The 24,665-nt window shown below is 42.8% G+C and carries 21 protein-coding genes and 1 pseudogene; 5 read left to right on the plus strand and 17 right to left on the minus strand.

What is annotated here, in order from left to right:
- Positions 1-277 precede the first annotated feature (277 nt).
- Positions 278-1,495, plus strand: coding sequence for a macrolide efflux MFS transporter Mef(A) (gene mef(A), locus OCV82_RS09640; RefSeq protein WP_118935671.1), 1,218 nt, complete (start codon positions 278-280; stop codon positions 1,493-1,495).
- A gap of 76 nt (positions 1,496-1,571) precedes the next feature.
- Here mef(A) and OCV82_RS09645 read toward each other — a convergent pair whose 3' ends face one another.
- From OCV82_RS09645 to OCV82_RS09705, 13 genes and pseudogenes are all read right to left on the minus strand, one after another.
- Positions 1,572-3,125, minus strand: coding sequence for a mobilization protein (locus OCV82_RS09645; protein ID WP_149874213.1), 1,554 nt, complete (start codon positions 3,123-3,125; stop codon positions 1,572-1,574).
- 322 nt (positions 3,126-3,447) lie between these two features.
- Positions 3,448-4,173 carry a hypothetical protein gene (locus OCV82_RS15195; protein WP_149874212.1) on the minus strand — a complete coding sequence of 242 codons (726 nt, stop codon included), beginning with the start codon at positions 4,171-4,173 and terminating at the stop codon, positions 3,448-3,450.
- Between the two features lie 32 nt (positions 4,174-4,205).
- A complete protein-coding gene (locus OCV82_RS09655) occupies positions 4,206-4,553 on the minus strand; it encodes a hypothetical protein (protein WP_138274652.1) in 348 nt (115 codons plus the stop codon).
- Entirely contained in the window at positions 4,550-4,930 is a 381-nt protein-coding gene (locus OCV82_RS09660; protein ID WP_138274651.1) for a helix-turn-helix domain-containing protein, read from the minus strand. The genes OCV82_RS09655 and OCV82_RS09660 overlap by 4 nt, the downstream gene beginning before the upstream one ends.
- Positions 4,931-4,942: 12 nt before the next feature.
- Positions 4,943-6,049: a site-specific integrase gene (locus OCV82_RS09665; protein WP_149874211.1), complete on the minus strand. Its 1,107-nt coding sequence runs from the start codon at positions 6,047-6,049 to the stop codon at positions 4,943-4,945.
- 31 nt (positions 6,050-6,080) lie between these two features.
- Positions 6,081-6,902, minus strand: coding sequence for a helix-turn-helix domain-containing protein (locus OCV82_RS09670; protein WP_149874217.1), 822 nt, complete (start codon positions 6,900-6,902; stop codon positions 6,081-6,083).
- A gap of 228 nt (positions 6,903-7,130) precedes the next feature.
- Positions 7,131-8,423, minus strand: a pseudogene (locus OCV82_RS09675) (TraG/VirB4 family ATPase); the annotation flags it as partial.
- Between the two features lie 15 nt (positions 8,424-8,438).
- Positions 8,439-8,729 carry a hypothetical protein gene (locus OCV82_RS09680; protein WP_018711097.1) on the minus strand — a complete coding sequence of 97 codons (291 nt, stop codon included), beginning with the start codon at positions 8,727-8,729 and terminating at the stop codon, positions 8,439-8,441.
- Positions 8,730-8,741: 12 nt separating this feature from the next.
- The gene (locus OCV82_RS09685; protein ID WP_115648701.1) at positions 8,742-9,098 is read right to left on the minus strand and encodes a DUF4134 domain-containing protein; all 357 of its coding nucleotides are present in this window, start codon (positions 9,096-9,098) and stop codon (positions 8,742-8,744) included.
- Positions 9,099-9,164: 66 nt separating this feature from the next.
- Entirely contained in the window at positions 9,165-9,599 is a 435-nt protein-coding gene (locus OCV82_RS09690) for a hypothetical protein (protein ID WP_154044218.1), read from the minus strand.
- Positions 9,581-10,198 carry a MarR family transcriptional regulator gene (locus tag OCV82_RS09695; protein ID WP_181900023.1) on the minus strand — a complete coding sequence of 206 codons (618 nt, stop codon included), beginning with the start codon at positions 10,196-10,198 and terminating at the stop codon, positions 9,581-9,583. The genes OCV82_RS09690 and OCV82_RS09695 overlap by 19 nt, the downstream gene beginning before the upstream one ends.
- Positions 10,199-10,201: 3 nt before the next feature.
- Positions 10,202-10,600 (minus strand): hypothetical protein, encoded by a 399-nt coding sequence (locus OCV82_RS09700; protein ID WP_115648703.1) that lies wholly within the window; start codon positions 10,598-10,600, stop codon positions 10,202-10,204.
- A gap of 27 nt (positions 10,601-10,627) precedes the next feature.
- Positions 10,628-11,488: a ParA family protein gene (locus OCV82_RS09705; protein ID WP_115648704.1), complete on the minus strand. Its 861-nt coding sequence runs from the start codon at positions 11,486-11,488 to the stop codon at positions 10,628-10,630.
- 287 nt (positions 11,489-11,775) lie between these two features.
- On the opposite strand from OCV82_RS09705, the gene OCV82_RS09710 reads away from it, so the two are divergent.
- Positions 11,776-14,019: an NRDE family protein gene (locus OCV82_RS09710; protein WP_154044219.1), complete on the plus strand. Its 2,244-nt coding sequence runs from the start codon at positions 11,776-11,778 to the stop codon at positions 14,017-14,019.
- Between the two features lie 119 nt (positions 14,020-14,138).
- Here OCV82_RS09710 and OCV82_RS09715 read toward each other — a convergent pair whose 3' ends face one another.
- Complete coding sequence (locus tag OCV82_RS09715) at positions 14,139-15,716, minus strand: relaxase/mobilization nuclease domain-containing protein (RefSeq protein WP_115648706.1); 1,578 nt, start codon at positions 15,714-15,716, stop codon at positions 14,139-14,141.
- 118 nt (positions 15,717-15,834) lie between these two features.
- Positions 15,835-16,221, minus strand: a complete 387-nt coding sequence (locus OCV82_RS09720) for a plasmid mobilization protein (protein ID WP_115648925.1) — start codon at positions 16,219-16,221, stop codon at positions 15,835-15,837.
- Positions 16,222-17,098: 877 nt separating this feature from the next.
- Between OCV82_RS09720 and OCV82_RS09725 the strand changes: the two genes are divergently transcribed.
- Positions 17,099-17,311, plus strand: a complete 213-nt coding sequence (locus OCV82_RS09725) for a hypothetical protein (protein ID WP_115648707.1) — start codon at positions 17,099-17,101, stop codon at positions 17,309-17,311.
- Positions 17,312-17,403: 92 nt separating this feature from the next.
- On the opposite strand, the gene OCV82_RS09730 is transcribed toward OCV82_RS09725, so the two are convergent.
- On the minus strand, positions 17,404-18,900 hold the full coding sequence (locus OCV82_RS09730; protein ID WP_115648708.1) for a tyrosine-type recombinase/integrase: 1,497 nt from the start codon (positions 18,898-18,900) through the stop codon (positions 17,404-17,406).
- 329 nt (positions 18,901-19,229) lie between these two features.
- Positions 19,230-21,950, minus strand: a complete 2,721-nt coding sequence (gene ppdK / locus OCV82_RS09735) for a pyruvate, phosphate dikinase (RefSeq protein WP_154044220.1) — start codon at positions 21,948-21,950, stop codon at positions 19,230-19,232.
- A gap of 269 nt (positions 21,951-22,219) precedes the next feature.
- Between ppdK and rlmD the strand changes: the two genes are divergently transcribed.
- Positions 22,220-23,644, plus strand: coding sequence for a 23S rRNA (uracil(1939)-C(5))-methyltransferase RlmD (gene rlmD / locus OCV82_RS09740; RefSeq protein ID WP_154044221.1), 1,425 nt, complete (start codon positions 22,220-22,222; stop codon positions 23,642-23,644).
- A gap of 23 nt (positions 23,645-23,667) precedes the next feature.
- Entirely contained in the window at positions 23,668-24,591 is a 924-nt protein-coding gene (locus OCV82_RS09745) for an RluA family pseudouridine synthase (protein WP_154044222.1), read from the plus strand.
- Positions 24,592-24,665: the final 74 nt, after the last annotated feature.

Below are 24,665 nucleotides of genomic sequence, written 5' to 3' on the forward strand. Positions count from 1 at the left end.
AGGGCTGTCTCTCCGCATAGTCACAATACCATGGAAAGAAAAAATGCTTATTCTTCTTTTCGTTCGTTATATTTGTGTACATTTGCATCAAAAAAAGTTGTTTGACAGAAATACACCACACATCACAGAATTTGTGACTATTCCCAAGTCATTACCTCGTTCTATGAGAAATACTCATAAGTAGCTCATTTTTAATATATTCCTATTTTAATATCGTTTTTTCTTCATAAGAACGACACTTTTTATATTTTTGCGGATACATAAAAATAAGATATAAATGGAAAAATACAACAATTGGAAACTTAAGTTTTATACAATATGGGCAGGGCAGGCAGTATCATTAATCACTAGTGCCATCCTGCAAATGGCGATTATTTTTTACCTTACAGAAAAAACAGGATCTGCGATGGTCTTGTCTATGGCTTCACTTGTAGGTTTTTTACCCTATGCGGTCTTTGGACCAGCCATTGGTGTATTAGTGGATCGTCATGATAGGAAGAAGATAATGATTGGTGCTGATTTAATTATCGCAGCAGCTGGGGCCGTGCTAGCTATTGTTGCATTGTATATGGAGTTACCTATCTGGATGGTTATGGTAGTATTGTTCATCCGTAGCATTGGAACAGCTTTTCATACCCCGGCTCTCAATGCGGTTACTCCACTTTTAGTACCAGAAGAACAGCTTACGAAATGTGCAGGCTATAGTCAGTCTTTGCAGTCTATAAGCTATATTGTTAGTCCGGCGGTTGCAGCACTCTTATACTCCGTTTGGGAACTAAATGCTATTATTGCCATCGATGTATTGGGTGCTGTGATTGCATCTATTACGGTAGCAATTGTACGTATTCCTAAGCTAGGTGATCAAGTGCAAAGTTTGAAACCAAATTTCATAAGAGAAATGAAAGAAGGAATGGCTGTACTACGGCAAAATAAAGGATTATTTGCTTTATTACTCGTTGGAACATTATATATGCTTGTTTATATGCCCATAAATGCATTATATCCTTTAATCACTATGGAATATTTTAATGGTACACCGATGCATATTTCTATTACGGAGATTGCTTATGCCTCTGGTATGTTGATAGGGGGTCTATTATTAGGGTTATTTGGGAATTACCAAAAGCGAATCTTATTAATAACGGCATCAATTTTTATGATGGGGATAAGCTTAACCATTTCAGGATTACTTCCTCAAAGTGGATTTTTCATATTTGTAGTCTGCTGTGCAATAATGGGGCTTTCGGTTCCGTTTTACAGCGGTGTGCAAACAGCTCTTTTTCAGGAGAAAATTAAGCCTGAATATTTAGGACGTGTATTTTCTTTAACTGGAAGTATCATGTCTCTTGCTATGCCAATTGGGTTAATTCTTTCTGGATTCTTTGCTGATAGAATCGATGTAAATCATTGGTTTTTACTATCAGGTATTTTAATTATTTGCATTGCAATAGTTTGCCCAATGATAACTGAGATTAGAAAATTAGATGCAAAATAAAATAGGAGAAACCGTTTCAATAATAAAAGAACATATAAAGGGGAAAAAGCATTTACTTACATTATAAAAGAGAATATCACCGTGAAAGCCCGTTGCTCTGTGTAGAGTTGATTTTCCAATCATATTTCCCCTCCGCGACATCGCCAACCTCTTTGAGTGTATGGCGATGTTTTATTTCGTCAAAAGGCTGTCGGCTCTCCGCATAGTCACAAAGCCATGCGCCGACAGCAGAATGCTGTTCGGGCGTTTCCCCATATTCCTGCATCACGCTCTTGATGTCAGCGGCTTCGGAGGGGGAAAAGACGGACTTGTGCTGCTCCGTACCGAAATGGATAATCGCATCTATGGCTCGCCTGAATACTTCGTTGGCCTTGTAGAGCATATCCGCAAACAGGCTGAGGATATGCCTGCTTGCTTTCAGCGCACTTTGCAGCAGGCGGATGGTCTTGTCCTTCTCCGCTGTGGCTCGGCTTACCGCCATGCTGATGCGATGCTGCTCCCCGGTCTTCTGCTCCCGGAGCTGCCGCAGTGCCGTGTCCCTCTCGGATTCAAAGCTGTCAGCGATTGCCATAGCACTGTCACGCTCCAGTTCGACCGCCCGCTTTGCCTCGGTCAGTGCTTTAGTCCGCTTCGCCACCTCTTTCCTGACGGCATCGGGGAACGATTCTTTGATATGCTCGTTCTCGGCTTTCAGTCTCTCGTTCTCCTGCTCGATGGCTGCGTACTTGCCCTTGCCGAAAAAGTTGGCGATGCCGGACTTTATGCTGTCCGTATTCTCCCTGTCAACCTCTCGCGCACGTTCCTCCTTTTCGGCGATTTCGCTGTCAAGTTCCTCACTGCGCCGCTGCTTCTCTTCGTTCCCGATTTGTAGTTTTTCATGTTCGGATTTGGCATTGTCCGTCTCACGGATCGCAGCATCCCTGTCGGCTTCGGCTGCTTCCTTTTCCGCCTTTACCTGTTCGGCTTCCTGCTTCTGCTTGGCAAGAATGAAGTCAGCGCGTTCAAGATGCTCCTTTCCCGTCTGCTCCTTTGAGGTGCCCCTTTCCATTTCCAGACACTCAGCCAAAACGGTCTGCATCTCGCTCATGGCTTTCTCGTCCAGCTTGCAGGACTTTCCCGTATCGTGGTTCATCCAATCCCATACGATATGGGCGTGCAGGTTGGGCTTCCATGTGGCATTGTCACCGGGTATTCCGTAATACCCCTCGTCACGGTGGATGAACACTTGCAGGGCTGTGACACCCCAACGCTCGTTACACACCTTGCAGAATTTCTGCAACTGCTCCATCGTGGTATCTTCCTTAATGACAACCACGCCCTCCTTGAGCGGAGTGCTGCCACGGACGATGGTCACCTTGCCCGTCTTTTTGTTCACCCTTTCACGGTCTTTGGTCTGCATTGCACGGCCTGTCTTTTCCTTGACCATTGCGGCTATCTGATTGTATCGGTCGGTGAGCGTGGCTTCGCCGAAATCAGGTGATACCCACGTTTCGTTTCTTGCCATAAGGTCGGTGCGTATGTAGAACTTCTCCTTGCGGATATTGGCAAGGTATTCCGCTGTGCGCCTGTTGTGTGCTTCGCTGCTGCCGATGTTGCACGGCTTGATGTTGACGGATGTCTTTTGTGCCATAGGGCTTGTCTGTATTTTGAGTTTCACTTCGGGTTATTAGGGCAGAGCCTTAATCGGTGGGTGCAGGGAGAGGGTCACTTCCTGCTCCGGGTTCTTAGGGGTGGAAGCCACTAAGCGGAGTTTCCAAAGAGGGGGTCACTCTTTGGTCGGGTTGCACAGGGCTGAAAGTCCTTGCCGGGTTCTTAGGGCAGCGTCCTAAGCCCCTCGGGAGAGCCCACAACTTCGGAGCGCAGCGGAGAAGTTATAGTGGGCTATATATGGGCAAGCCCATTCATTCACGCCACGACAACGGAGTACCGCTGAAATCCGCCCTCTGCGCCCGTCAATCTTCCGTGCCTGTGTCGGTATCATCTGCACCGCCAATCGTGCCGTCTTGCGGCTCATTGTGGCTCTCTGTGTGGTTCCCGTCAGGCATCGCATCCCCACTGTCTATGATACGGGGATGGTCGGCATTGTCCTTGCCGTCCTGCCTGTCAGCGGAACGGTCAGAGAACATAGACGAACAAAGGGAAGAAGAAAGGGCTGCTGCACCGCTTTCCGTGGTGTCCGCTTCCTGCTCTCGGCATTGGCGGTTATCCGACATAAAACTTTGCCCGTTCTGTGGCAACCTTTCATCGGAAGATGGTGTCCGTCTGCCGTCTGCATGTTCTTTGACATTAGCCGATGGTCTGACATAATGGGGATTGGTCAGGAGGACACCGCCGACATACCAGCCTGTGAGGAAATGCAGGGTGTGTATGGAAGTTCGGTTATTGGTTCGGGTGGTCAGCACACCGAGCCTGTTAAAGCAGTCAATGAGCTTGCCGATGGTCTTTCGGTTGCATCCCAAGTATTCCGCAAGTTCCACATCGGAAGCTGCGACTTCTCCCACCTCCAAGGCGATTTCTATGCCCTTGATGTTACAAACGGTCTTTGTCCGCACGGCATGGGTCATCAGCCTGTGCAGGCATCTTTGCCTTTGGGCGGAAAATCTGCCCTCCAAAATAAAATCCCACTGCTCGCCAGAAAGGATGGTGCAGTAATGTACGGTCTGTTTGTCTTTATCCATAATCTATGATATATAGGTGTTACAATGGTCGGCTACCTGCCAATGCCTTGCCGCAGTTCGGGCATGTAATACTCCCTGTCCGCCGCTATGTGGTTCAGCACATCCTGCAAACGGTCGAGCTGCTCATGGTCGAGCACACGGATGGCATTGATGGTTATCTTCTGCGTGGCAATCCTGCGGTGGGCAATGTCGGTTTCGCTCATCGTGCCGCCGCCGTCCGCATGGACGGAACGGAGGTAGGCGTTCACCGCTTCCGTCTGTTCTTTGGACGGGTACGGTGCTGCCCATCGGTCTTGGATGTAGTCAACCATTCGGCTGACCGCATTTGCCAATATCGGGTCATACTTTGCAATGACGGGTATCAAGTCCTCTTTTCTCATAATGTCTGCTTTGTCTGTAAAGAACTTGGCTTGTGCTTCTTGCCGCTGCGCAAGGCTTCAAGCCGCCTGTTAAACTCTTCCTCGCTGCCTGTTCCCGATGTACCGCCCTGTTCAATCCATCCGATGATTTCATCCTCGAAGAAGTAGAGCTTGTTGCCCCTCTTGTGGTACGGTATGCGCTTCTCGGATGTCATGGCGTAAATGGTGGAAGCGGACTTGCCGAGCAAGGCGGCGACATCATCCAAGGCAAGCAGGCGTTTGCCTTTCTGCTGTGTGGCTTTGCCCAACGCTTCGTCCACCTTGTCCGCAAGCTGCCCCACCTTTTCAATCAGGAGGGAAACAGCCTGCGGCAGTTGTTCAAACGTGATTTTATCCATAAGCTGTAGTCTTTATTTGAGTGTAATCTGTTCGGAAGCCTTGCGCTTCAGGTCGTTCACCACATCGGCATAAACCTGTGTGGTCGCCACGTTGCTGTGCGTAAGCATCTTAGAAATGGTGTAAAGGTCGGTACCAGCGGCGAGTTGCAGGGTTGCGTAGGTATGCCGGAAGCAGTGAAAGGTTATGTGCTTCGTAATGCCTGCCGACTTTATCCAATCTTTGAGATACAAGGGGAGCAAGGCTTGTGTCATTCCCTTGAACACCTGCCCTGTGGAACGCTCGCCACAGAGGGCGAGGGCTTCATCCGATAATGGCAACACAGCTTCCGTCCTTGTCTTTTTGGTGACGATATGCATACACCAGCCACCGTCCGCCGATTTGATGATGTTCTCCCATTGCAGACGGATGATGTCGCTGATGCGCAATCCTGTAAGGCAAGAGAACAGAGCCGCCGACCTTACAACAGGTTTCTCGCAAGGCGTGTCCGCAAGCATCTTCACCTCGTCAAGTGTCAGGAACTCACGCCTTGTGTTGGCTTCCTTGGCGTGTTTCAGCCGTGGGGCGATGTTCTCCTTTATCCGCCTTTCCTCGTAGGCTTGGCGCAGGACACATTTCAGTTTGTTCAGGTTGTTGTTGGCGGTGGATGCCATCATCTTGCTTTTGTTCTGCGTTGTAAGCGAGAGCATATAGGTGAGAAATCCCTGGCAGTATTCCACGGTCAAATCATCAAAAGTGCAGCTACCGCCGCAATACTTTTCAAAGTGCTTGTAGGCTACATTCCAATTCCTGAAATTGTCATCGTCCGCCATTTTGGAGCGGAAGTATTCCAAGAAGCTCTCTTTGCCCCTGTTGCGGTCGAGAAAACCGAACTCCTCGTTGATGATGGCTTCCGTCCTCCTGCACTTGATAAGTTCCGCATTGCGGAGCATGGTCTTGTTGAACTCAGCTTCAAACTTCTCTGTCGGGTTGGCATAGATGTATATACCGAGGTATTCACGCCTTGTCAGCTTGCCCGTTTTCGGGTGCCTGATGGGTGGGTAGAAGTCAAGGTATAGTGACAACTGCCCGTTCTTGATAGGTCGTTTCCTGACCGTCACTTTCGTACAAATGTTTGTCATATCGGTTGTGTATTTAATTGGTTATAAATGGTTATTCTTCCCGTTTGGCTTTCGTGCTTGCGCTTTTCCGCTCCGCTTCCTTACGTGCCGCATCCCAGTCGGCTTTCAGGTAGTAAAGGCGGTTGCCGTGTATGCGCTTTGTCCGTACCCCGTGCGTGAGGGCGAACCTGCGGACTTGGGTCTTGCCCAGCCCGAACAGGCGCATGATGTCGAAGCACGAATACCAATGTTCCGTAAGGTTGTTGCCCAACCGCTCGTCCTCTTCCGCCATCGCCTTGTCCACTTCCGCTTTCGGGAAACATTTGGTGGAGTTGGCTTTGATGCACGGTATTGAGTACCGCATACGGAGGTTGTAAAACCGTCCGTAGGTATAATTGAACTTTTGGCATATCTCCGCCATCGTATAAAGGTCGCCGCCGACACTTTCCCTGTCCGTAAATGTGTCACGAACGGACTGCTTGTAGTTTGCCGCCGGAATGAGCCTCCGTTTGGTCGGGCTGCCCTTTGTTCCTTTCTTCCCCTCTTGTCGGGAAGTGTTGGTTTCTCCTATGTCCTGTCTTTCTTCTTCCATTTTCTTCTTTGTTTTTTTACTCTGCTTTGCGAATAGTGAAACGCTCCGCTTGCAGTAGGTTGTTTCCTTAATCATCAGAAAGAAATCCTCCTTGGTGATTAGCGTGATGTGGTATGTAATCCTGCAAGCCCGTAGCGTACCCTTGTAAATCAGGTTATACACGGTGCGGCTGCTCACTTGCAGTATGTCCGCCACCTCCCCAATGGTGAGGAACGGCTTGTTTGGCATATCCCAACCGAAGTCGGGCTGACCTGTTAATTTGTGTTCATTTTGACGGTCCATCATCGAAGAAATTAAATTGCACATTGTTGAACGCTGTTGCACGCTGCTGAAAGGAAGTCGAACCGTGCGACCCCTCTTGTGAGGTACAACTGTGGTACAAAATTACTCCAATGAGGACTAAACGCCAATAGCCAAAATTCTCGTCTGTTAAAACATATTAGTTGAAAATCAGGTTTTTATAACACTGAATTTTACAAGTGCTTGCTTTTATTTTGTCCTGTTTTTCTCCATGTGGAAGGACTTGCCGGAACCTGAAGGACCGATACAGAAGAAATTGGCATTGTCCGTCATTTTCTTTTTGCCTTCCTTGCCGGTAATGTCGATACAGACAGGCAGTCCCTGACGGTCGGTGTAGTATGTGGTCAGCGGTGTATCCTCGGATTCCTTCAGATGCTCCTTGAAGAAAAAGCACAGTGCTGCATCAGAGAGAGTCAGGAACAGGTCATAGTCCGGGTTGAATGCATATCCGTTACCGGGAAAACTGTCCATGAAAAGCTCCAGCTGGTTGTAGGCCGTCCTTGACGGCATAATACCGCACTCGTACAGTTTTGTTTCCAGAAAGGAAGTTACCGGAGTAACCTTGTCAGGCGGATAGCTCACCAGAATGTTGAAGTTGCAGTACACAAGCATGGTACTGTCAACGGCCAGCCTGTCCAGCACTTCCTCAATGTCAGCCTTGGCAATACGGTTGCTCGGGTCCGGCATGGAACCGTGACGCTTCGCCTTGGCCTGAAGCTTGCGCAGCAGTTTCCTCTGTCCCGGTATCTGAATGACCTGGTTGAACACCACACAGTCCGAGTAGGGGACGCCGGTCAGGAAAGAAAGCAGGTCGGTTGCGATACTGTATCCGTTGATGTTCATCTGCGTGTACGGCTTTACCATGGAAGGCAGATTAATCTCGTCAATATCGACCAGCGGATAGGAACGGATAATCCGGTCACCTGTCCTGAGATATTCGTCCGAAGCCTTGAAGTTGGTCATCGAGAACGGTCCGTGCCGGAACTGGCATGCCATGAAACGGTGGCAGTATTCGCTGACTTCCTCCTTGTTGAGCTTCCTGTGTCGGATATGCTTCTCCGTCAGAATATCATCCGTCTTTGATACCTTGGCATGGAAATCGAGCCATCTCTTCGGATCATACTGGATGAACTGGCTTCTCTGAGCCTCCTGAGTGAGGATAAGAAAAGTCCTTATCTCTGTGAACTCCCTTCCCTCGAAGTATCTGAAATAACTCCTTGTCAGGAACTCCGCATCATCAGGCACGTCATGGTGATATGCCTGTCTGCACAGAATATCCTGCTTCTGCAGTGCATATCCTTCACCGATGGTCTGAAGGATATTGGATAGCACGTCATGAAACAGCATGTACTGCTGCGCATCCGTACAGAGCTGCTGGACCGGATTGGTTATCTCAAAGATAACGGACGGCTCGCCTCTGGCCGAGAACAGCACGACATTGCCGTCCGTCTCCTCCAGCTGCGCATAGAGTCCGTCAAAAATTCTTTTCCTTTTGTGTGCCATACTGTATAAAGTGATTTACTGTTCTTTTCTCAGGCTTCTGTAGATATAGATACCTCTTGCCCTCTTCTTGTTGTGGAGTCCACCACGCTGTTTGATGTAGATTGTTATCAGTCCCACCAGTGCCATGACCATCATGGCTATGAATCCTGCAATCTTTCCCAAAGCGATTGAGAAACCGATGAAGCCTACGAATGATACGCCTATGGCTGCCGCTGCCAGAGTGAGGAAACGGCCACGTATGCCCATAAACTCCAGCGGTTTCTGCAATCCCTTGAACACAGGGTATCCTTCCTGATTCATTGTCATGCCGGGTAAGGATTACTGGAAGAACAGCGGAAGAGCTTCCGAAAGTGCGATGAATGCGATACAGCCTCCGATGGTAAGCATGATGGTCTTCTTCACGTCCTGGTCTCCGTTCTGCATCTTGAAATAGACGTTGAAGGCACCGACCAGAACGATAACGGCAGCAATGGCCTTCATCAGGTTCGATACCGGAGTCTGGTAGGAGCTGACTTCCTGGGTGGCCTTGGTAAAACCTGCTGCACCCTTGCTTCCTGCCATTACATTTGATGTGGAAATAATAAGTGCAATGGCCGCCATCACACTCTTCTGTGCAAAACTTGAACCGATGAAACGCTCCGTAAGATTCCGGGCATTTTTCTTTATTATCTGCATTTCTGAAAATTGTTAAAGGATTTCATCGCCAAAGAAACAGATGTCACTAAAGGAACGGTATATATATCAGGCATTCTCACAGCTGAAGATAACGGCACCGAGATCACTGGTACCGGTCTCTGCCAGCCGGTTTATTTCCTGAATGATATTCTCAACCAGAATGCCGTCAGTCATGATGGCCTCCCGGTAAACGTGTTTGGAAGATTCTGATTTGGATGCAGATTTCTCTGTACCATCAGAATTATTGCTTTCATTATTTGATTCGAGATTTTCCGTATTACTCTGTTCTGAACTTTGTTCTTTGGATTCAGGTTCATCCCGGTTTATTCTTATCGGCCTGAAGCTTCGTGCCTCTTCCGATATGTCTATGTCCTCTTCTTTATGGCTGTCCTGCTCGGCATTCTGTGCAGCCTTTGCCCTTTGGAAGTCCATGAAAATCATTGCCGCATAGTAGAATACCATTGCAACGAAGAGAAGGAATACTATCTGTCCGTACTGCATGGCTGTTGTAATATGATGTTGGATGAAAGAGCGGAACTGTCCTGCGGAAGCGGAAGGATATGCAGTCCGAGTCTGATGCCCCGGCTTTCCAGACGTTCCCTGCGTTCCGTAGTGCCTGTATAATAAATCACGTTGTGTTCCTCACTGATGATGTATCCGTTTGACTTCATGTTTGAGCGTACCCTTACCTTTGCCCTGTTTGAGATGACACGGATACCTGTGACCGGTTCCAGTCCGAAGACGATACGCCGTCTTTCCCTCTTTACCATCTGTGTACGGATACGTGAGGAAATCAGGTGTTTCTCTTCACTGCTGCGTTTGAGTCCGAGTGCAGCGGCTATGCGTCCGACACTCATCCGGGTAATGCCAAGAGCTTTTCCTATCTCAGAGAAGGAACACTCCTGGAAATGGTTTCTGATATAGTCGGCACGCTCCATCCATCTGGATTTGGCCATTTTTACAAGTCCAAGTTCACGGGCTTTCAGTTTGACGGTCGATTCGCTCAGGTTTAGAACGGCAGCTGTATAGGCTGTGGTCTCTACCGGATACAGCTCGACAAGAGCGGCCAGCATCCTGTCGGTCCAGTCTGTCTTTTTCATAACTTACAGATTATAACTGTTAAACAAAGATTTCTTTTCTCTTCTGTATTCTGCCAGACGTGGCAGATATGACTTGAAGAATGCCCTTACGATGGCATTCACCAGGTCAGAGCGGCACCTGCCATGTATATCGCAGTCGTCCAGTGAATCCGCAAGGTCACGGTCGAGCTTGCAGACAAGCCTTTCTGTTTTATCCGTTACTGAACCGTCAGATGTCAGAAATTCCATGAAGTCACTCCAGCATCCTGTATCCGAAAGGGAAACAGCAGTATCCTTTTCCTGTGCTTCATTATTATTTTCTCTTTGCTCAACCTGTGTTCCTACGGTATCTTGCGTCAATATAAGTTCTGAATCATTGATGCCTCTTGTCAGGTCATCTATTTCCGGTATATCCTTACTCATAGTGCTATGGTTATTGAAGTTTACTGATTATTCTGATTCTTTGTTCTGATTACCTGTACCATTCTCTGAAGGACTGGTTTCAGATTGGCCGGTAATGTCCTGTGAAGCTTTATCAGACGGCTGTGCCTTCTTTTTCTTCTTAGGCTTGGGATTCAGATTTTCCGTCAGCTGTATGCCTTTGAGTTCTTTTTCCCTTATCGGTTGAAGTGTATCGTAGATACTCTGATAGACCTTATCAAAGACCGGTGTAACGATAGCAGCCTGCATATCCAGTGCCGCCATAGTGCTGAACCGTTCCATATCCGCACGTTTGGGAATCTTCGCAGTGACGTATCCATAGTTGGAGAAGGTATCCCTTGCATTGTCCCAGATAAGCAGTTCGTAACGCTTGCCGATTCTTCCGTCATTCAGATTGGGAATGATGAAGAGTCTGGCTTTCATCCTTTCACCGACAGCCTTTTTCAGCCGGTCAACAAACATTAGGAAACTGGCTGTGGACGGAACGGTTACCAGATCATAGTGGAAAGGGACAACGATAATGTCTGAGTTTACAAATATTGGTACCAGTCCTTCCGCTTTCAGACTGCCTGGAGAGTCGATAAGCACAACGTCAATTTCAGGATCGTTGTGCAGTTTCTCCATAAGGGAAGTCATCATTGCCTTGTCGTTTGCTTCGTATGCCCATACCTCGTATGGCATTTCCTGTTCGCCGTATTTTCTGATGTCAGCCTTTCGGCATTTCATGATGGAGTGCTGAAAGTCGCAGTCAATCACTACAACCCTTACACCCTTTGTCACCAGATAGTTGGCAAAGGTGACGCAAAGGGTAGTCTTTCCTACACCTCCTTTCTGATTGGCAAATGTCACTATAACCGGAGTCTGTATCATTTCAAGTATTGATTGATTTTGTGACAAATGTATTAACCAAGATTTTCAGGTAAGAAATGTGCAACACAATTGTGATTTGGGTTTGATAAACCGGAATACTGTGTTTATAATTATTGAGGGAATTGGACTTTTAAGACTTAAAAAGTTACAATTTAAAGTCCAATTGTGATTAATATGGAAATAGAATATTAATCTATTAATATATTTTATAACTTTGGCTATATAATTATAAGACAAAAGAATAGTCTTTACCATAGATATATTTATTAACTTATAAATACAAAAAAATGAAACAGCTAAATTTTGACTTTGAAAACTGTTTTGGTATATCAAAATTTAAAGAAACAATAGATTTTAAGACATGTAATACAGTAATGATATATGCACCAAACGGTACAATGAAAACATCATTTGCTAAAACTTTACAAATACTTAGTCAACGTGCGGAAAGTAATAAAAGAAAAGGATTGGAAGAAACTATTTGTGATAGATTGCACAAGGATTTACCTGTAAAATCAAATGTAACTTTAGAATCTGGGGCTGTTTTAAAACCTGAAAATATATTTGTTGCTAATCCTGATGATATGACATTTGACGCTGCACAAAGTGTAACTACTTTTTTGGCTAGTACAGACTTGAAGAAGAGATACGATACCATAATAAAAATAATTAGTGGGGCAAAAAATAATTTTATCAAGCAATATAAAAAGATATCTCAAAGTACAGATTGTGAAACAGAATTGGTGAGTGTGTTTGCTGAAAAAGAGAATTCTAGTATATATGACATCCTTGATATATTATGGGATAAAATAAATAATGCGGATTATCCTTTGTATCAAATAAAGTTCAATGATATCTTCGATAAAAAAGGTGCTGTGAAGGATTTTATAGAGAAAAATATGACATCCTTGAATCTGTTTGTACAACGTTATAATGAATTGTTAACTAAATCCCAATTCTTTCATATATCAACAGATGGTAAGACTACTTTCGGAACATATCAAGCAAAAACTCTTAGTAATGGATTAAAAGATGGCTCTTTCTTTAAAGTGAATCATAAGTTACAACTTAAAGATAATAGTAATATTGAGTCTTTTTCGCAGCTAAATGAAAGAATATTAGAAGAGATAAAAACAGTAGAAAGCGATGAAAAATTACAAGCTACTTTTACTAAAATACTAGAGAAACTTGACTCTAATGCAGAACTTCGTGCATTTAAAGAATGTATAAAAGACAATATGACTATTCTTGGAGAATTACAAGAATATGAAGTTTTTAAAAAGAATGTACTTCTTGGCTATTTTTCGGATGTGGAAACTAGAAGGGTCTTGGAAGATTTGTATAAACAATATTCATCAAATAAAGAAGATTTAATGAATATCATACATGAGGCTCGTCAGGAACATGAAAAATGGAAAAATATTGTAGATTTATTCAATGCTCGTTTTTATGTTCCATTTAAGGCTAGAATAGATAATCAAGAAGATATTATTTTGAAACAAGAGACTCCTAAATTATCTTTTGTATATAAGAAACAAACTGGTGAAGATATTAAACAATCAAGGGATGAAATATTGAAGATTCTTTCTAAAGGAGAAATGAGAGCTTTTTTCATATTACAAATGATTTTTGAAATTGAAGCACGAAAAGAGAAAGATGAAGAATCTTTAATAGTATTGGATGATATATCAGACTCTTTTGATTATCAAAATAAATTTGCTATAATTGAATATATTAACGATATATCTAACAGTTGTAATGATAAATTTAAAATAATACTTCTGACTCATAATTTTGACTTTTACAGAAATGCTACTCAAAGACTTCGTATAAAGAAATTCTTTATGGCAACAAAAGAAAAAGAAGGTAATATATCATTACATAGGGGTCCATATATAATGAGAACCCCCCTTGATAATGAAATAAAACATACTAATACTTGCAATTTTATTAGTATGATACCGTTTGTTCGCAATATAGTGGAATATACAGAAGGTAGTGATTATGATGATGGTAATGGAAAAGAAAACAATGATTTTATGACGCTAACCAATTGTCTTCATTTATTAGATCGAACTAATAATCTTACTGATATTGACATTGATAATATTATTCGCAAACATATAAAGAATAAAAAATATAATTATATTACAACCGGAACAAAGATTATAGATATAATTTATGATGAAGCTCGAAAAATCATCAATAAAGAAAAACCAGAAGAACTCCAAATAGAAGATAAAATTGTATTATCTATTGCAATTCGTCTTAAAGCAGAGACTTATATGAGACGTGAACTTTTATCATTAGGAGAGACTGAAGAATCATTACAGTCAGGAGAGAATCAGACGACCAAATGGATAGATAAAATGCGTAACAGATTACCAGAAAATACAGTATTAAAAATACTTGAGCGTGTTAATATGATGACTCCTGAGTGTATTCATATTAATAGTTTTATGTACGAGCCATTAATTGATATGTCTATTAGACATCTTGTCAAACTTTACGAGGATGTAAATGATTTGTGAGTTAATTAATTCTAATGCCAATAGAGTTAATACAAGTCTTGTCTATAGAAGAGACTTGTATTAACTCATAAGATATATTCTCATAAAACAATAATTGTAGAGGAAGAGTAAAAGATACATTATCTCTTCATAGGATAATTGTCATTGTCAATATCATTATAGTTCTCTTTTTGTCCAACCTCCCACTCACGTTTCTCGCTGTGGCTTCCACCGCCAAAATCACGCAATTTACCTTTGCCTGAGAGAAATGCGTTGGACTTCTTGTTTTGCAGACGCTTGTGTTTATCCAATTGCTTGACAGACTGTGTCATTGGTTTTCTTAACCGTTCAAGATTGAAGTTTTCTTCAGTAAGATTTATAATGATGTGCTGATTGAAATTTATGGCATAAGTTGCATCCTCTTCCTGACGTATAATAAAGCCCTCTTCACGAAGTTGGCTTTTGACCGAGGTTACAGTATCATCACTGAATATCTCACGCAAACAATCCACTGCATCAGTATAATAGTGTGTTCTTTCTAGAGACAAGTCCACCAAATCTGTCCGGGAAACCTTGAAAATCTTACAAAGCAAATCCCGTTCAGACTCAGTAGCCGGGCTGAACATTTCTACCATGGCTATACGGTTGTTACGGTCAATAGCTTCTGCCATAAAAGATTTCAACGGACGGCTTTGGCCATCAAAATAGATGATACCTTTTTTAATATAGGCACGCTGCTTCCTGATTTTACTGTATATTTCACCCTGGGTAATCTTCGGATTTAGTGTCAGTAACCGATCAATATAGTCCTCAATTCGGTTGAACCGTTCTTCAGGAGTAGTAAAGTCCAGAAGTTCCTCTACAGCCAGCACTCTTGCACCATGAATGACGGTCTTGTTTGCATGATCAACGAGCATATATCCGTATGGTGTATCCTTCTTGCCGAAGAACACAATATCAATACCGAACTTCGTTTTCAGTTCCTTCTGCAGTTCCTCCTTGTTTGAACTTACATCACGGTATTTCTTTAATATGCTTCTAAGCTGACGGCAACGAGCCCTTTCCCGATAACCGCTCTTGAAAAGACTTTCTATTTCAGAAAAAGGGATTTCCTTCTGAACTTTTCCACCATGCTTGACGAATACATTCTCATCTTTCTGATAAACCTCATAGCCCATGGAAACCATTATTGCCTTGAACTGGGCAAAGGAAGAGAATATATATTGTTTGGCAGCATCAATATCATTTTCTGTTTTCTTTTTCCTGTCATTTCCAAGAATACGGTCTATGACTTCCTGAGAACGTCTGCGTTCATGGCTGTGCTGAATCTTTCTTCCATCAGGTGCCACTCTCGAAGTGATGATATGAAGATGGGTATTCTCCGTGTCATAATGGGAGTAAACAAGCAACGGCTGACCGGATTCTCCGTATCCCATTTCCTTGAGATACTGGTGTGCAAAATCCAGCAACTCATCTTCCGACATTTCGTGTCCTTTGCATGATATGGCCACATGAAACTGCGGTTTCCTGATTCTGCTGTTCTGTGAACTGTACTTCTGGAGATAACCGACCAGCTCACTCGGGGTAGGTTTGTGAAAAGTTCCGAGTGAACCGAAATTCTGAATCTCGATAAGCCGTGCAACACCTTTCGAGACTTTATGTTCATTGTAACCGACAGCATGGAAGTTCGTACTTCCCGGTAATATGGTTGCTATCATATTGAATCTTAATTTATCATGGTTTAAGTGACTGAGTAACCGAAATACTTCAAGCTCATTAATCCATGGTTATACTATAATAATATCTGAAATGATTGAATACCGTGTAGTCTGCAATTCAGATTCTGACAGCTTTCTGTGTCAGAGAATCAAGGTCTTTCTTTATTCGGTTCAATGTTTCCTGAGTTTCGAGGATAATTGGTAACAGAACCTCCTGGATATAGCTGGGTGCGAGTAATCCGGCTACCGCAAGCTCATTGGCACGTTTAACCGACTGATTAAGGTTTCCTCCAGCCCAGGAAAGTTCATTCTGATATTTGCGGTAAAACAGACCGAGATCATTCATCAGTTCGAGCTGTCTTTTGGTTCCGATATTTGAATACTCTGTCAGTGCCGAGCGTATATAATGGCTCACGGATGAATAGGAGGCAGATTTCTCCTTAAACTGTTGTACTTCCTCCGGTGTCATTCTTACCTTGATGTATTTGGTTCTCTGATTCTTCATACTTGGATACATTGGTGGTTAGGTTTCCCGGACCATCTTTCGCCATGCGAAACAGCGGCCAGCCGCTCCGATGCGTCAGCATTCGGCAAGTTACTTTTGTGAGTACGAAACGGAGTTTTGTGGCCACAAAAGTACAACTTGCTTGGAAAACTCTGCACGTCAGAACGAAACCTTCCGGGAATGATTATTACACCCAAATTTACCGGAGATTGCCGTTGCAAACCGAAATCAACAACACAATTCTTTGGAGGCATATTCCTGCTTACCATGTGCTGTAGCATCCGGTTGTCCTGGAATATCCATATAGCGGAATATTGTTGTATAGAGTCCTAGAACCTATCAAGTCAATATCAGTGTGTTCTGAAATAGATGCTACAAGCATTATTCAATCATAGAACCATACAAATCGAAGTAATCAGTAAACAATGTTCCGTTATCTATGGTTGGATAAACCAAAGTTTCAAAAACACACAAGATGTAGTTATATGGGATAGATGGCTATTGTTATCATAAGAACTATATCCAATATAATATGTAGTCCCGATACCATGATAGCATGGTAAAAGTAACCTGATTATCTAAGTTATTGGAATCCGAATAAAAGGGAAAATATAATCTAGTAGCTGATTAAGCTGATGAAATGGCTATCGGGAAACCTTATTTTATCTGAACTTGTATTGTAGAAACATTCAGACAGAATAACCTTGTTTTCAGAGTCTGGAGATACCTTGTTATCATGGTGATATAACACTGATAATCAGTAGAAAATCTACTCGAACAACAAGAAAATAGTGTTGTGCAAATTTCTGTATCTCATTGATTTTTAGTATATTTATATAATAAACAAGCTATTATATATCACTAAATATTATACGTTATGTTTGAATTGTTGTTGATTATATATCTGTTGCCGGTATTTATTATCGGTATGTTGCTCCTGAAGCTGGTATTCTGGCTTTTGAGGATTGCCATACGTCTGGCTGTATGGCTGGTTAAGAAAACCTTTATACTTATATGGAAGCTCATCGTACTCGTTTTTGTCATACTTATAGGTCGTGAAGTATTGCCCTGGAATCAACCGGACAAATAGAAAGGAACCGCACCAATATGAGAAATGGTACGGTTCTGATAAAGATAAGTAGAATCCTCCCTTTGCGTTAATGGTTTGTTCCAGTTTGTCGATTACATGAATCCTTTCCCTTTGCTTCTTTCATATACAACTTCCTTCTTGGAATCACAGTTCATAAGACGGAACTGAACCATACATCCAGTAGGAATATCCTTCGGCAACTGTTCAACCAGTCTGTCAATAACCTGGTCTACATTACTGAAACCAATGTCTGTTATTTCACCGATAACGTCACCTTTGAAATATGCACGGCCATAGATCATCATCTTTTTGGTGATACGGAACATCTTGTCTGCCGGTGTCTCGAAGTCACGTGCCTTGCCTTGCTTGCTCTTCTTGCTGCTGAAGAAAATGAAGTCAATCACTTTGGCATTGAGTTCCCAGGCAGGAGTGAAGTCTATCTTGACATAGCCTCTTGTTATATTCAGTCCATGACTGTGGTTCATGCCGAAAGCAACTTCATACAGATTGGCATCACAGTCATTTTGGGCAATTGTAGCCCATGTATGACGGAAAGTATAATAACAGTAATAATCCTCCTTTTTCATTCCCATATCAGCACATATCTTTCTGATTCCAATATTTACGTTGGCATTGAAACTGTCCGGATTGCTGTAACGCTTATGGAATTTGAAAAGATATTCGTCATCCTCGTCTGAAAGATACTTGTCAAATGTGGCCTGAATGAACGGTTCCACACGCATTTCAATATAGGCTTCGTCTTTCCGGCTGTGCTTTGTCTTAGCTCTTTTATATCCGATAATACCATCCTTGTAGTTTTCTTTTTTAAGCTCAAAAATATCCACGGTGTTTATTCCGCCCAAACATAAGGATAGGAGTGCCACGTCTCTGCCCAGTTCCGGAAGAGAGGAAATCATTTTGGTTTCCGGTAGGGGGCGATTGAAAAATTCCCTACATGCCTCTGCACTGATGGCTCTTTGAACCGTACTGTCAGATTTAGGAATGGATACCTTTAACCAAGGATTGTATTTGATTCGCACGATACCACGTTCTTCATCGTTCAGCTCTATAAGTGCCCTTTTGAATATCTGTCTTAAACAAGTCGGGTACATTTCTTTCGCCCTGTTCGTTAACGAAAGGCTATTAATCCATCTTGTCAAAACAGAAGATGACAAGTGAGTAAACATAACTCTGGTTGTTCCCAAATATCTTTCGAGGTGGTTTACAGCCAGACGGTAGTTCTTAGCATTACGTTCATGTCCTTCAGAGGCCATACGATTAATGAACTTTGTTGCATAGTCACTAAAGCATACTTCCATATCAGAGTTCATTAAGTATTCTATCAATTCTGTTACAGAGTATCCTGACACATCTTTACGGTTTACCAGTTCGGTATAACGAAGTATTTCTTGTGCACAATATTTATTTATAACAGCATCCTTAATCTCTCCAGATTTGGATAGTTGTTTGTCTGTAACGAATTTGTCTGTCTTAATATATCCTGATTTTGAACGATGAAGTACTCGAATGTACACTTGGTAAAAGCCATCAGCTCGCTTATACCTTACAATAGTCTTAAATGTTGCCATACCTTATTGATTTACAGTTGTTTTACTTTTGTAAGTTCTTTGTAAGCGTACCCTCTCAGTTTAGTAAGCTATTTGTAAGCAAGTACCGTTTATTTGGCTCATTTTTTGCGGTCAAATGCACGAACCGTCTAAAAACAACTTAGGCTGTAATGTCTGAAAAACAGTCCATTACAGCCTAAATCAATGATTATATTATACTATTTATGCTTCCTCTATTGCAGCCTGCGCCACTTTCAGATAGAATTGATAATCAGAATCTTATGCAACTTTAGCAAGTGATTTGTAAGTCTGTGATTATCATTCTTGGCAATAGTACATAAAAAGTAGTCTTATTCCTCTATCGCAGCTTGTGCCGCAGCCAATCTTGCGATAGGCACACGGAATGGAGAACAAGATACATAGTTCAATCCAACCTTGTGGCAGAATTTAACAGATGAAGGTTCACCACCATGTTCACCGCAGATACCGCATTTCAAATCAGGACGTACTGAACGACCTTTTTCTACTGCCATTTCTACCAGCTGACCTACACCATTCTGGTCAAGTACCTGGAATGGGTCAACCTTAAGAATCTTCTTTTCAAGATATACAGGCAAGAATGAAGCGATATCGTCGCGAGAATAACCGAATGTCATCTGTGTCAAGTCGTTTGTACCGAATGAGAAGTATTCAGCTTTTGATGCTATTCTGTCGGCTGTCAAAGCGGCACGAGGAATTTCAATCATTGTACCTACCTTGAATGGTATTTCCACTCCTTCTTTTTCGAACAGTTCAGCTGCGGCTTTGCGGATAACCTTTTCCTGAGCTTCGAATTCGTAAAGGATACCGGTTAGCGGAACCATGATTTCAGGATGAGGATCGTAGCCTTCTTTCTTCAATTCGATTGCTGCGCCAAGAATTGCCTGGGTCTGCATTTCTGTTATTTCAGGATATGTGTTACCCAAACGGCAACCGCGATGTCCTAACATTGGGTTGTGTTCGCAAAGGCTGTCAACTCTCTGACGAATATATTCTACTGTCACACCCATAGCCTGTGCCATTTCTTCCTGTCCCTTCAAATCGTGTGGTACGAATTCGTGCAAAGGCGGGTCGAGCAAGCGTACATTTACAGGACAGCCGTCCATAGCCTTGAATATGCCTTTGAAGTCAGCCTTCTGATATGGAAGAAGTTTTGCAAGTGCTTTCTTACGTCCTTCAACATCGTTTGCAAGAATCATTTCGCGCATTGCGATAATCTTCTGATTGTCGAAGAACATGTGTTCTGTACGGCAAAGTCCGATACCTACTGCACCAAAGCTGCGTGCAACTTCCGCATCGTGAGGAGTGTCGGCATTTGTACGAACTTTAAGTCTTGTATATTTATCACACAGGTTCATCAGTTTTGCAAAGTCACCAGATACCTCTGCTGCTTTTGTCGGAACTTCTCCAAAATAAACGTCACCTGTACTACCGTTCAGTGATATATAGTCTCCTTCTTTCAAAACAGTACCGTCTATTTCCACTGTGCGGGCCTTATAGTCAACATTGATTGCTCCGGCACCTGATACGCAGCATTTACCCATACCGCGTGCCACTACGGCAGCGTGTGAAGTCATACCGCCACGTGCTGTGAGGATACCTTCGGCAGCTGTCATACCAGCAAGGTCTTCTGGTGAGGTTTCGATACGAACAAGAACAACTCTTTGTCCATCTGCTCTCCACTGTGCGGCATCTTCAGCGAAGAATACTATCTGTCCGCATGCTGCACCCGGTGAAGCTGGAAGCCCACGTGTAAGAGTTTTAGCGGCGCGCAATGCTTCCTTGTCAAATACAGGGTGTAACAATTCATCAAGTTTGTTAGGTTCACATCTCTTTATAGCTGTCTTTTCGTCTATGATTCCCTGTTCAAGCATTTCCATTGCTATGCGTACCATAGCTGCACCTGTACGTTTTCCGTTACGTGTCTGCAAGAACCAAAGTTTGCCTTCCTGAACTGTGAATTCCATATCCTGCATGTCATGATAGTGGTTTTCAAGTTTTGTCTGGATGGCATCGAGTTCCTTATATATTTCAGGCATTGCTTCTTCCATAGAAGGATATTTTGCAACTCGTTCTTCTTCAGAGATTCCCTGAAGAGCTGCCCAACGCTGTGAACCGATTTTTGTAATCTGTTGTGGTGTACGGATACCTGCCACAACGTCTTCTCCCTGTGCATTGATAAGGTATTCACCGTTGAAGAGGTCTTCTCCTGTAGCGGCGTCGCGAGAGAATGCAACACCTGTTGCTGAAGTATCACCCATATTACCGAACACCATTGCCTGTACGTTTACAGCAGTACCCCATTCGGCAGGTATTCCTTCCATCTTACGGTAGAGGATAGCACGTTCGTTCATCCATGAATCGAATACGGCACAGATAGCTCCCCAAAGTTGTTCGTATGCGTTTGATGGGAAATCTTTTCCTGTCTGAGCTTTTACTGCAGCCTTGAATCTTACTACCAGTTCTTTCAGGTCTTCAACTTCAAGTTCGTTGTCCAGACGTACACCTTTAGCTTTCTTTACGTCTTCTATAATTGCTTCAAACGGGTCTATATCATCTTTGTTTGTAGGTTTCATGCCGAGAACTACGTCACCATACATCTGTACGAAGCGGCGGTATGAGTCCCAAGCGAAACGTTCGTTTCCTGTTTTACGTGTCAAACCTTCTACTACCTCATCGTTAAGTCCGAGGTTTAGAATTGTATCCATCATACCGGGCATTGAAGCGCGGGCACCTGAACGTACTGAAACAAGAAGCGGATTTTCTACATCGCCGAATTTTGATTTCATAAGTTCTTCTACGCCTTTGATGGCTTTTTCTACATCTTCTTTAAGCAGGGCTACTACTTTATCTTTGCCTTCGGCGTAATATTCGTTACATACATCTGTAGTTATGGTGAAGCCTGGAGGTACCGGAACGCCAATAAGATTCATTTCTGCAAGATTTGCACCTTTTCCCCCAAGTAAGTTTCTCATGTCTGCTTTTCCTTCGGCCTTACCGTTTCCGAAGGTATAGACTCTTTTTGTTTCCATTTTTAATGATAAGGTTTTTAAAGTTATTAGTTATTTTAAGTATTAGTTTCTATCCTTTTGTGCAGACCGTAAATAATGTAAAATACTGTCTGTTTTTCTTTAACGATGGCAAAACTATATATTATTTGTATATAAACAAACATATATATTATATTCTACAACATGTTTTTGCTATGTCTATATAGCAAAAATAACTATTTTTGAAATCATGGTGTTTTGTCAGAAAAAATGACTAAATTTGCCCCAAATTGGTTTTATTGAAAAATAACGTGGCAAGGAAGAAAAAAGAACTACCTTTATTGGAAAAGGTAACGATAACAGATGTGGCCGCAGAAGGCAAGGCCTTGGCTAAAGTGAACGATTTGGTGGTGTTCGTACCTTATGTAGTACCGGGAGATGTGGTTGACCTGCAAGTGAAACGTAAAAAGAACCATTATGCTGAGGCAGTGGCAGTGAAGTTTCACGAAAAATCTCCTATGAGGACAGAACCTTTCTGTCAGCATTATGGTGTATGTGGAGGCTGTAAGTGGCAGTGTCTTTCGTACGAAGATCAGATAAAGTATAAGCAGAAACAGGTTTTTGATAATCTCACACGTATAGGAAAGGTAGAACTTCCGGAATTCAGACCTATACTTGGTTCGGAGAAGACCAAATTCTATAGAAACAAACTCGAATTTACATTTTCAAACAAGCGCTGGCTTACTGAGGAAGAAGTGAAACAGGATGTAAAGTATGACCAGATGAATGCCGTTGGTTTCCATATACCGGGGGCTTTTGATAAAGTTCTGGCCATAGAGAAGTGCTGGCTTCAAGACGATATTTCAAATAGGATAAGAAATGCGATACGTGATTATGCGTACGAGCATAATTTCTCTTTCTTCGACCTCCGTTCGCAGGAAGGATTGCTTCGTAACATGATGGTGCGTACGTCTTCTACAGGCGAATTGATGGTTTTGTTACAATGTAAGGTTGTGACAGACGATGACCGTGCCAAGATGATGGAGATACTTCAGTTTGTGGCCGATTCATTCCCTGAAATAACATCTCTTATGTATGTTATTAATAATAAATGTAATGACACCATTGGAGATCTTGATGTAGAGGTATTCAAGGGCAACGATCATATATTCGAAGAAATGGAAGGTCTGAGATTTAAAGTAGGACCTAAATCATTCTATCAGACAAATTCCGAACAGGCATATAATCTGTATAAAGTGGCAAGAGAGTTTGCCGGACTTACAGGAAACGAACTTGTTTATGACCTTTACACAGGAACAGGAACTATTGCCAACTTTGTTTCGCGCCAGGCCAAGAAAGTAATAGGTATTGAATATGTACCTGAAGCGATAGAAGATGCAAAGGTGAACTCTGCAATAAACGGTATAGATAATACTCTGTTTTATGCAGGCGACATGAAGGATATACTTACTCAGGATTTCATCAATGAACACGGACGTCCTGACGTTATTATTACCGACCCTCCACGTGCCGGAATGCACAATGATGTGATAGATGTGATAATGTTTGCCGCTCCGGAAAGAATTGTTTACGTAAGCTGTAATCCGGCCACACAGGCACGCGATTTGCAGTTGCTTGATCCTATGTATAAGGTAATGGCTGTGCAGCCTGTTGATATGTTCCCTCATACACATCATGTGGAGAATGTGGTACTCCTTGAGAAAAGGAAAGTATAAGTTCAAACTAAAAACAGAAAAAAGTGGAAGAAAGAAAAAACAGACCGGAAAGACGTCCGGTGGCACGTGCGGCTGCAAAATATACTGTATATAATGTAACGGAGCCGTCTGAGCTGATGGAATTCCTTATGAAAAAAATGTCCGGAATAAGCCGTACACGAGTTAAGGCTTTGCTTACAAATCGTGTAGTTATGGTTGATAATAATATCCAGACACATTATAACTTTCCTCTTAAACCAGGAATGAAGGTTCAGATTAGCAAGGAGAAGAACAAGCATGAATTCCATAACCCGCTTCTTAATATACTGTACGAAGACGCTTATTTGATTGTGGTGGAAAAGAAGGAGGGGCTTCTTTCTGTAGCAACAGATCGTCAGAAAGAACGTACAGCACAGCATATTCTGAATGAATACGTAAAACGTCAGCATCCAAGAAACCGAGTGTTTGTGGTGCATCGTCTTGACCGTGAAACTTCAGGTATAATGATGTATGCCAAAGATGAGAAAACACAGCATACTTTGCGTGACAATTGGCATGACATAGTGTTCGACCGCCGTTATGTATCAATAGTAATGGGGGATATGGAAAAAGATCAGGGTACCGTGAAGTCATGGCTGACAGACCGTAAACTATACGTAAGTTCATGCGATTATGATGATGGCGGCAAGCTGTCTATTACTCATTTCAAGACAATAAAGCGTGCAAATGGTTATTCTCTGGTTGAACTCAATCTTGAGACAGGACGTAAAAATCAGATACGCGTGCACATGCAGACGTTAGGACATCCGGTTGTTGGAGACCATCGATATGGATGCGAGACTGATCCTCTTGGCCGATTGGCGCTTCATGCATTCAAACTTTGCTTCTATCATCCTGTTACCGGTGAGGTGATGCAGTTTGAAACTCCTTATCCTGCACCGTTCAAGACATTGATGCTTAAGAAATAAAGTCACAGAAATATCGTCTGTATGTTCTTTATATACGGATATAATTATATAGGCTTTTGATATGCCTGAAATGT

The sequence above is a fragment of the Bacteroides cellulolyticus genome (assembly GCF_025567135.1).
In the GTDB taxonomy this organism is placed as follows: Bacteria; Bacteroidota; Bacteroidia; order Bacteroidales; family Bacteroidaceae; genus Phocaeicola; species Phocaeicola cellulolyticus.

What these genes read in the sequence shown, in the direction of transcription:
- OCV82_RS09645 (WP_149874213.1), bottom strand. Translation starts at nt 3,125, where the DNA reads ATGGCACAAAAGACATCCGTCAACATCAAGCCGTGCAACATCGGCAGC.
- OCV82_RS15195 (WP_149874212.1), bottom strand. Translation starts at nt 4,173, where the DNA reads ATGGATAAAGACAAACAGACCGTACATTACTGCACCATCCTTTCTGGC.
- OCV82_RS09655 (WP_138274652.1), bottom strand. Translation starts at nt 4,553, where the DNA reads ATGAGAAAAGAGGACTTGATACCCGTCATTGCAAAGTATGACCCGATA.
- OCV82_RS09660 (WP_138274651.1), bottom strand. Translation starts at nt 4,930, where the DNA reads ATGGATAAAATCACGTTTGAACAACTGCCGCAGGCTGTTTCCCTCCTG.
- OCV82_RS09665 (WP_149874211.1), bottom strand. Translation starts at nt 6,049, where the DNA reads ATGACAAACATTTGTACGAAAGTGACGGTCAGGAAACGACCTATCAAG.
- OCV82_RS09670 (WP_149874217.1), bottom strand. Translation starts at nt 6,902, where the DNA reads ATGGACCGTCAAAATGAACACAAATTAACAGGTCAGCCCGACTTCGGT.
- OCV82_RS09680 (WP_018711097.1), bottom strand. Translation starts at nt 8,729, where the DNA reads ATGACAATGAATCAGGAAGGATACCCTGTGTTCAAGGGATTGCAGAAA.
- OCV82_RS09685 (WP_115648701.1), bottom strand. Translation starts at nt 9,098, where the DNA reads ATGCAGATAATAAAGAAAAATGCCCGGAATCTTACGGAGCGTTTCATC.
- OCV82_RS09690 (WP_154044218.1), bottom strand. Translation starts at nt 9,599, where the DNA reads ATGCAGTACGGACAGATAGTATTCCTTCTCTTCGTTGCAATGGTATTC.
- OCV82_RS09695 (WP_181900023.1), bottom strand. Translation starts at nt 10,198, where the DNA reads ATGAAAAAGACAGACTGGACCGACAGGATGCTGGCCGCTCTTGTCGAG.
- OCV82_RS09700 (WP_115648703.1), bottom strand. Translation starts at nt 10,600, where the DNA reads ATGAGTAAGGATATACCGGAAATAGATGACCTGACAAGAGGCATCAAT.
- OCV82_RS09705 (WP_115648704.1), bottom strand. Translation starts at nt 11,488, where the DNA reads ATGATACAGACTCCGGTTATAGTGACATTTGCCAATCAGAAAGGAGGT.
- OCV82_RS09710 (WP_154044219.1), top strand. Translation starts at nt 11,776, where the DNA reads ATGAAACAGCTAAATTTTGACTTTGAAAACTGTTTTGGTATATCAAAA.
- OCV82_RS09715 (WP_115648706.1), bottom strand. Translation starts at nt 15,716, where the DNA reads ATGATAGCAACCATATTACCGGGAAGTACGAACTTCCATGCTGTCGGT.
- OCV82_RS09720 (WP_115648925.1), bottom strand. Translation starts at nt 16,221, where the DNA reads ATGAAGAATCAGAGAACCAAATACATCAAGGTAAGAATGACACCGGAG.
- OCV82_RS09725 (WP_115648707.1), top strand. Translation starts at nt 17,099, where the DNA reads ATGTTTGAATTGTTGTTGATTATATATCTGTTGCCGGTATTTATTATC.
- OCV82_RS09730 (WP_115648708.1), bottom strand. Translation starts at nt 18,900, where the DNA reads ATGGCAACATTTAAGACTATTGTAAGGTATAAGCGAGCTGATGGCTTT.
- ppdK (WP_154044220.1), bottom strand. Translation starts at nt 21,950, where the DNA reads ATGGAAACAAAAAGAGTCTATACCTTCGGAAACGGTAAGGCCGAAGGA.